Below are 7,975 nucleotides of genomic sequence, written 5' to 3' on the forward strand. Positions count from 1 at the left end.
TCTAAAAAAACAGTTAAAGGGAATCATTGATTCCCTTTTTTAATGCTAATGGCATGAACAACCGCGCTGTCGTTTGTCGCGAAAATAGCGCTAATTATTAAAGGTGTAAATAAAATGGATCGTAAACAACTTTCTAATGCTATTCGTGCGTTAAGCATGGATGCAGTACAACAAGCTAATTCAGGGCACCCTGGTGCGCCAATGGGCATGGCAGATATTGCTGAAGTATTGTGGCGTTCGCACTTAAACCATAACCCACAGAATCCTCGGTGGAGTAATCGTGACCGTTTTGTTTTATCAAATGGTCATGGCTCTATGCTGATCTATTCACTACTTCATTTAACCGGATACTCCTTACCCATTGAAGAGTTAAAAAACTTCCGTCAACTGCACTCAAAAACGCCTGGTCACCCTGAATATGGTTATGCGCCAGGTATTGAAACAACCACCGGACCATTGGGGCAGGGGATTGCTAATGCCGTTGGTATGGCAATAGCTGAAAAATCACTGGCAGCACAATTTAACCAACCTGATTACGATATCGTTGACCATTTTACCTACGTTTTTTTAGGTGATGGTTGCATGATGGAAGGGATATCTCATGAAGCTTGTTCATTGGCTGGAGTGTTAGGTTTAGGTAAGTTAATTGCCTTCTGGGATGATAATGGTATCTCCATTGATGGTGAGGTGGAAGGCTGGTTTACCGATGATACGGTTCAACGTTTTGAAGCTTACGGCTGGCATGTGATCGCTGATGTTGATGGTCACAATAGTGAAGCAATCGATGCAGCTATTCGGGCTGCTAAATTGGACCCGCGCCCGACTTTAATTTGTACTAAAACGATTATTGGTTTTGGCTCACCGAATAAAGCAGGAACACATGATTGTCATGGTGCACCACTTGGTGCGGAAGAAATTACAGCAAGTAAAGCGCAGTTAGGTTGGCAACATGGTCCATTTGAAATTCCATCTGAGATCTATTCTGAGTGGGATGCTAAGCAAGCAGGGCAAGATAAAGAAACGCAGTGGAATGAATATTTTGCAGCTTATGCAGTTCAATATCCGGAGCTTGCTAGTGAATTTAAACGTCGTATGGCAGGAGATTTACCAGAGAACTGGCAACAAGCGACCAATGATTTTATTAATGACTTACAAGGCAATCCTGCCAATATCGCTTCCCGCAAAGCCTCACAAAATACTTTAGAAGTGTATGCCAAGATGCTACCGGAATTAACCGGTGGTTCGGCTGATTTAGCACCTTCAAATTTAACTATGTGGTCACAATCAAAAGCATTAACCCGTGATGATGCGTCCGGTAACTATATCCATTATGGTGTACGAGAATTTGCGATGACTGCAATCATTAATGGTATTGCATTACATGGTGGTTTGATCGCTTATGGTGCGACCTTTTTAATGTTTATGGAGTACGCGCGTAACGCAATGCGTATGGCCGCATTAATGAAGGTACAAAACATTCAAGTATATACCCATGACTCCATTGGTTTAGGTGAAGATGGCCCAACACATCAACCTGTTGAGCAAATTGCATCATTGCGTATGACTCCTAATATGAGTACCTGGAGACCCTGTGACCAGGTGGAATCTGCAGTCGCATGGAAGTTAGCAATTGAACGTAAAGATGCTCCCTCTGCATTGATCTTCTCTCGACAAAGCTTGGCACAACAATCGCGTACTGCAGAGCAAGTCACTGATATCGCAAAGGGGGCTTATATTTTGAAGGATTGCACTGGTACGCCTGATTTAATTCTGATCGCAACAGGCTCTGAAGTACAACTTGCGGTAGATGCCGCCACTGAATTGTCTGAAGCCGGTAGAAGCGTACGTGTTGTATCCATGCCATCAACGGATGTTTTTGAGCAACAGCCAATGACCTATAGAGAGCAGGTATTACCATCAAATATATCGGCACGTATTGCCATCGAAGCTGGCATTGCTGACTACTGGTATAAGTATGTAGGGTTGAATGGAAAAGTGGTCGGTATGACAAGCTTTGGTGAGTCAGCACCTGCAGAGCAACTTTTTGAGATGTTTGGGTTTACGGTGAGCAACATTGTTAATACTGCAACACAGTTATTAGAGAAGGGAGTGTAGTCATGACTATTTTAAGAACAGCATTTTTTGAAGCTAATTTAACAAAGGCTGAAAAACAAGATTTTCATCAATATATGCAAGATGTGGTGGTACCTATTATTGCTACTTTTCCTAATAGCCAAGGAGTGGTATTAAGTAAACCTGAATTTATAGAGAGTGAAGCTCATCAAAATGTACTGCTTATTATGCAACATAGCTATAGTGATAAAGCAGCGATGGAAGAGGCTTTAGATTCAGAACAAAGGATTGCTAGTATGAATGCAACTAAAAAGATTATTGAAAAGTATGATATCAAAGTACATCACATGAATCTTATGCAAGCACCCTAGTAGGGTTTTATAAATAAATTAAAGTGTTGTTATGAAGCGTCAGTGGTGAAAATCACTGGCGTTTTTTATTGGTTACTTTGGGGATTATGCTAGATGGATATCCCATAATGGGATGTTACTTATCTTGAAGTTGTGTGATTTATCTGTGTTGCTTGCTGGGAGCTTTTAGATCCAAGCTGATACTTCTACTAAAATAATTGCACTGATAGCAATTGCCATTTTTACAAAGAAAAATGCTTTATCAGCAAAAGCTGACACATTGTTATCTACGGTTTTTGGAGCATGATCTAAAGTTGTAGTATTCATACGTAATTTCCTTACTTAAATAGTGAATTTGTATATATTATGCGCAATTATGTGATGAGAGTCAAATTTATGCCGTAATATTATTACTGTTATGGCACTTTCATAAACTCAAATAAGATCAATAACCTAGTTATTATTTAGCCAATATCAGTGTGTTTTTATGCGAAATTTAACTGTTTATTTTTACTTTTTTATTGTAAATAAAGCATAAATATTTCTGTTCAATACTATCTACTCGTCTATTTTTCCTTTATTCCTCCTATTCATGTTGGAAGTTTGTATTACACAATTTCACTGTGTTGCTTACCTTTTTACTTTAAATAACTTTTAACTCGCTGATCTATAAATAGTTTTCCCTGCAAAAACAATAAAACTTTTTAAATAAATGAAAAATCTACCCAATGTGAGCTTATGAGATAGAGATCAATAAATAGCACCTCAAATAGCTAATCGATTTAAATTCGGACTTGAGTCACACAATAATTTGAAAACTATAAGTACTATAATGTGGAATTTTTTGGAATATTATTCCATATTGTAGAATTTTATCTTTATGTTAAAAAGATAATATACGAGGATAGTATGAGATTTATTGATACTCCTGAGGGCAGTTTGCTTTCAATTAATAATCTTACAAAGCGTTTCTTTAATTTTGTAGCTTTGGAGTCTGCTTCTTTTAATGTTCACCCCGGTCGGTGTGTAGCTTTATTAGGAGAGAATGGTGCAGGTAAGTCTACTTTAATTAAAACGTTGGCTGGTATTAATAAAAAAACCAGTGGAGAGATTATTTTTAAAAATGAATCGATAGAAGATGCAACTGCGCTTAATCGATCTAACAAGTCACCTATTGCATTCATTCATCAAGATTTAGGTTTAGTTGAATGGATGACTGTCACTGAAAACATTGGGTTAACTTTAGGTTTTCCTAAAAAATGGGGAATTATTAATTGGAAGGCTGCTGAACAAAAAGCAGAAGAAGTACTTAATTTAGTAGGGTTAGATGCTAAAGCCTCGGAACGTATTTTTAATTTGAGTGCTGCTGAAAAAGCATTATTAACCATTGCCCGTGCACTCATTGCTGATGCCGAAGTGTTAATACTTGATGAGCCTACTGCCTCTTTAGTGGCGAGTGATGTAGGGCGTATGTTCGATGTATTAAAAGGCTTAAAAGCACGAGGTGTAGGCATGATTTATGTGTCGCATCGTTTAGATGAAATACACGATATTTGTGATGATGTTGTTGTATTGCGCGATGGGAAAATGGTGGGCTCAGGTTTAGTAAAAGATTATTCACTTGATGATCTTGTTACCTTAATCGTTGGCATGAAAAAAGAGATGAGTTACAGAGCGCCATTAAACCCAACTTCACCCGTTGTCTTGAATATTGAAAATCTACAGATTGGTGACCTTGACCCGTTTAATATGAGTTTAAGAAAAGGCGAACTAGTGTCTTTAGTTGGCTTAAGAAATGCGGGACAGGAAGCGATAGGTCAGTCCTTGTTTGGTCGTTTGAATATCAAAAGTGGCGAAGTGATGATCAACGGCAAAAAAGCAGATATTTCTTCACCTGCTAAAAGCATTGCAAGTGGCATTGCGATGGTCGCGGCAGACCGCGTGAAAGAAAGTATTTGCGGCGCAATGAGCGCCTTAGAAAATTTAAATCTTAATCCAAGCAATTTGGGTAAAAGAGAGTTATCAAGCCTCTCTAAAGCAGAAGAGGAAGCGTCAACCTTTCAGGCTATAAGTGAGTATTCAGTCAGACCAAGAGATCCCAATATATCAATTAGCTCAATGAGTGGTGGTAACCAACAAAAAATCATTTTGGCTAGGTGGTTCAATATGAATAAGCCGATCATGATTTTAGATAATCCTACTGCCGGTGTTGATATCGGTGCTCGTTCTGAAATTTATAAAATCATGCAAAGAGCAATTGAGAACGGGTTATCCGTGATTGTTATCTCAAGTGATTTTGAAGAGGTTGTGAACATATCAAATCGAGCATTGGTATTTAATCGTGGTCGAGTTGTTAAAGAATTAATGGAGGAGGGGGTGACTTTATCTAATTTATTGAAGTATGCGTCAGGCTCAAAAGTAGAAGAGGTACAACATGTCAACATCGAATATTAAATCCACCGCATTAGAAACTGAAGTGTCGATGAAGCTCGGCCTAGGAAATATGGTCACGCAAGTATTGATGCGCTACGGGTTATTAATACTTACGCTGTTATTAATTGTAGTGTTCAGTTCCACCACAGATACCTTCTTTTCAATGTTAACGCTACAGGCAATCCTTAGTGAGAAAAGTGTAGTGGCGATCTTAGCCCTTGCTGCCATGGTCACTATGGTGACCGGAAAAATGAACCTAAATGTTGGGTTTGGTGTGACTTTTTGGCATGTATTAGTGATCACCTTACAACAACGTTATGGGTTTTCATGGGAGGCTGCGGCATTAACTGTGGTGTTATGTGGCTGTTTATATGGAGCCTTAAATGGCATGTTGGTGGCGTTAGCTGATATCGATTCATTTGTTGCAACGCTAGGGACTGGTACGGTGATTTATGCGGTTTCGCTTTGGCATTCCGATGGTCGTCAAATCGTAGGCGCCTTACCTGAAAGCTTTTATAACTTAAGTGGTTACGAAGTATTTGGCTTACCTGTTGTGGTCTTTTACCTAGCGGCAATCACTTTTGCGTTGTGGATATTAACTGAATATACCGCGCTAGGTAGAAAGCTTTATGCCGTAGGTGCAAACCCAAATACAGCAACATTAAATGGGATTAATACTAAGGCTTGTTATATCGGTTCTTATGTTGTTTCTGACGGCTTAATTGCCTTTGCAAGTGTGTTATTAGCATCACATATCGGTATTGGTTCATCTTCTGTAGGGCAAGACTTCATGTTACCTGCATTGGTAGGGGCTTTCTTAGGATCAACAACCTTTAGAGCAGGGAGAGTAAATGTATGGGGCACCATTATTGGTGTGTCGCTAGTGAGTGTCGGTATTTCTGGCTTACAACAGCTGGGAACACCATTTTTTGTTGAACCATTATTCAATGGTGCGATTTTATTGGTGGCTATTACCTTGGCAGGTTTTAGTCAAAAACGAAAACAGACTGCAACTAAAAACAACATAAAGGTGAAATGATGAAAAATCCAATCAAATACTTAAGCTTAATAGCCGCGGTGACCCTATCAACCTATTCATATGCTGACGCAACCAGTGCGCAACAATATGTCGATATGGCAAAACAGGTGGTTGCCGAAGCCTCTGGCGAAACAAATGTAGCCTTTTCTTTACCTACAGGGCCTAAAGCTGTGCAAGATAAAACCGTTATTTTTGTTGCCTCTGACCTGAAAAATAGTGGTGTTGCAGGTGTTGTTAAGGGCTTTGAAGAAGCCGCAAAAGCAATTGGTTGGAATGTGCGAGTACTAGACGGTGCTGGTAGTGTTCCCTCTCAATCATCAGCGATGAAGCAAGCGTTAGCCTTACAGCCAGACGGTATAGTCGTGGGCGGTTTTACACCGAATACAATGGTACCAACCTTACGTAAAGCCAATCAACTGGGCATAAAACTTGTAAGTTGGCATGCAACACCTAATCCAGGTCCAATTGAAGATTTGTTCATAGAAACGAACATTACCAGTTCTGCAGATGATGTTGCTCGTGTTTCTGCTATGTACGCCATTGCAAAATCAGAAGGTAAAGCCAATGTGGTTATTTTAACCGATGGTCTTTATAGCATTGCGGTACATAAAGCAGACGTAATGAAGTCGTATATTGAAAAGTGTGAGGGTTGTTCTGTATTAGGTTATGAAGATACACCTTTAGCTAACACCTCAGCTCGTATCCCACAGTTAACATACTCACTAGTACAAAAACACGGTGATAAATATAACTATACATTAGCGATTAATGACCTTTATTTTGACTACATGTCTCCTGCTTTACGCTCTGCAGGTAAAAAGAAAGGTGATGCACCTTATAACATTTCAGCTGGTGACGGTAGTGAGTCAGCATTTGAAAGAATCAGAAATGGTGACTTCCAAGTGGCAACAGTGGCTGAGCCATTAAGCCTACATGGTTGGCAGGTAATCGATGAGTTTAATCGTTTATTCCAAGATCAACCCATTAGCGGTTACGTTACGCCAGTACATTTAGTGACTGCTGAGAACATCCATAGTAATGGTGGTGATCAAAACCTTTATGACCCAGAGAATAATTATCGTGAATATTACTCTGCGTCTTGGAATGGCAAATAAAGGAGGCAAGTATGTCATTTTCTTCTGCAATGTTATCTGAATTAACATTGGTTAGTGGAGGACATATTTGGTGTGAAGGTGCGGCATGGTTGCCGCACTCTAAGCAACTTTTGTTCTCAGATGTGAAAAAAGGGGTCTTGTATCTTTTTGATAGTAACACTCAAGAAACGATTTTAGTCACTGAGCAATCCAATTACGCCAATGGCAATTATACCTTGAGTAATGGTGATGTTATTACCTGTGAACATGGGCGTCGGTGCATCTCTTTACGCAGTAAAGATAACCTAGCGATTGCTAAGGTGATGATTGAAAAGCTTGATGGTAAACGATTAAACTCACCGAATGACCTTGTTGAACGCAAATCCGATGGCACTATTTGGTTTACTGATCCACCCTATGGCATTACTAGCGATGAAGAAGGTTATAAAGCAGAAAGCCAAATTATAGGCTGTTATATTTATTGTTATGACCCAAGTCGCGATACCTTGACCATAGCGACTAGCGATATTCAACGACCTAATGGATTAGTCTTTTCACCTGATGAATCAATCTTATACGTTGCGGATATGTCGATTGTTGATTTTCCAACACAGGGTTTGAAACACTTAAAAGCCTTTGATGTTGATGGTTGTCGCTTATCCAATGGACGCTTAGTCTATGAGGTCGAGCAGGGGATTCCAGACGGAATGACTGTGGATAAATTTGGTACCTTGTATTTAAGCTCAGGCGAAGGAGTGATTGTGCTTAATAAAAAGATGCAGCTATTGGGGAAAATCTTCACTTCGGAAACTGTATCTAATTGCACCTTTGATGATCAGGAAAAAACGCTTTATATTACCGCCTCAAGTTCAGTTTATGCGATTGAAATAGATACTAAGGTGTTAAGTCACTTATAAAGTGAGTAGATTTTTTACAGTTTAAGTATGTTTAGTAAGGCATTTAAGTTATTAAATATAGCTTATAAA

7 protein-coding genes are annotated in these 7,975 nt (G+C 39.2%); 6 read left to right on the top strand and 1 reads right to left on the bottom strand.

The features are described from left to right. The first annotated feature begins 114 nt into the window (after window positions 1-114). Together tkt and DS885_RS00560 are read left to right on the top strand one after the other, a co-directional pair. Window positions 115-2,115 carry a transketolase gene (tkt, locus tag DS885_RS00555; protein WP_113817463.1) on the top strand — a complete coding sequence of 667 codons (2,001 nt, stop codon included), beginning with the start codon at window positions 115-117 and terminating at the stop codon, window positions 2,113-2,115. A gap of 2 nt (window positions 2,116-2,117) precedes the next feature. Beyond that, on the top strand, window positions 2,118-2,444 hold the full coding sequence (locus tag DS885_RS00560; RefSeq protein ID WP_113817464.1) for a hypothetical protein: 327 nt from the start codon (window positions 2,118-2,120) through the stop codon (window positions 2,442-2,444). A 165-nt stretch (window positions 2,445-2,609) separates the two neighbouring features. On the opposite strand, the gene DS885_RS17480 is transcribed toward DS885_RS00560, so the two are convergent. Next, window positions 2,610-2,750, bottom strand: coding sequence for a hypothetical protein (locus DS885_RS17480; protein WP_181817667.1), 141 nt, complete (start codon window positions 2,748-2,750; stop codon window positions 2,610-2,612). Window positions 2,751-3,332: 582 nt separating this feature from the next. On the opposite strand from DS885_RS17480, the gene DS885_RS00565 reads away from it, so the two are divergent. Genes DS885_RS00565 through DS885_RS00580 form a run of 4 tightly spaced genes read left to right on the top strand, consistent with a single transcriptional unit; the run spans window position 3,333 to window position 7,906 of the window. Continuing rightward, window positions 3,333-4,877 (top strand): sugar ABC transporter ATP-binding protein, encoded by a 1,545-nt coding sequence (locus DS885_RS00565; protein WP_113817465.1) that lies wholly within the window; start codon window positions 3,333-3,335, stop codon window positions 4,875-4,877. Continuing rightward, complete coding sequence (locus tag DS885_RS00570) at window positions 4,858-5,895, top strand: ABC transporter permease (protein WP_113817466.1); 1,038 nt, start codon at window positions 4,858-4,860, stop codon at window positions 5,893-5,895. Before DS885_RS00565 ends, DS885_RS00570 begins: the two co-directional genes overlap by 20 nt. Then, window positions 5,895-7,010, top strand: coding sequence for a substrate-binding domain-containing protein (locus DS885_RS00575; protein ID WP_113817467.1), 1,116 nt, complete (start codon window positions 5,895-5,897; stop codon window positions 7,008-7,010). The genes DS885_RS00570 and DS885_RS00575 overlap by 1 nt, the downstream gene beginning before the upstream one ends. 11 nt (window positions 7,011-7,021) lie before the next feature. Then, on the top strand, window positions 7,022-7,906 hold the full coding sequence (locus DS885_RS00580) for an SMP-30/gluconolactonase/LRE family protein (protein ID WP_220149617.1): 885 nt from the start codon (window positions 7,022-7,024) through the stop codon (window positions 7,904-7,906). Window positions 7,907-7,975: the final 69 nt, after the last annotated feature.

Source organism: Psychromonas sp. B3M02 (genome assembly GCF_003318165.1).
In the GTDB taxonomy this organism is placed as follows: Bacteria; Pseudomonadota; Gammaproteobacteria; order Enterobacterales; family Psychromonadaceae; genus Psychromonas.

What these genes read in the sequence shown, in the direction of transcription:
- tkt (WP_113817463.1), top strand. Translation starts at nt 115, where the DNA reads ATGGATCGTAAACAACTTTCTAATGCTATTCGTGCGTTAAGCATGGAT.
- DS885_RS00560 (WP_113817464.1), top strand. Translation starts at nt 2,118, where the DNA reads ATGACTATTTTAAGAACAGCATTTTTTGAAGCTAATTTAACAAAGGCT.
- DS885_RS17480 (WP_181817667.1), bottom strand. Translation starts at nt 2,750, where the DNA reads ATGAATACTACAACTTTAGATCATGCTCCAAAAACCGTAGATAACAAT.
- DS885_RS00565 (WP_113817465.1), top strand. Translation starts at nt 3,333, where the DNA reads ATGAGATTTATTGATACTCCTGAGGGCAGTTTGCTTTCAATTAATAAT.
- DS885_RS00570 (WP_113817466.1), top strand. Translation starts at nt 4,858, where the DNA reads ATGTCAACATCGAATATTAAATCCACCGCATTAGAAACTGAAGTGTCG.
- DS885_RS00575 (WP_113817467.1), top strand. Translation starts at nt 5,895, where the DNA reads ATGAAAAATCCAATCAAATACTTAAGCTTAATAGCCGCGGTGACCCTA.
- DS885_RS00580 (WP_220149617.1), top strand. Translation starts at nt 7,022, where the DNA reads ATGTCATTTTCTTCTGCAATGTTATCTGAATTAACATTGGTTAGTGGA.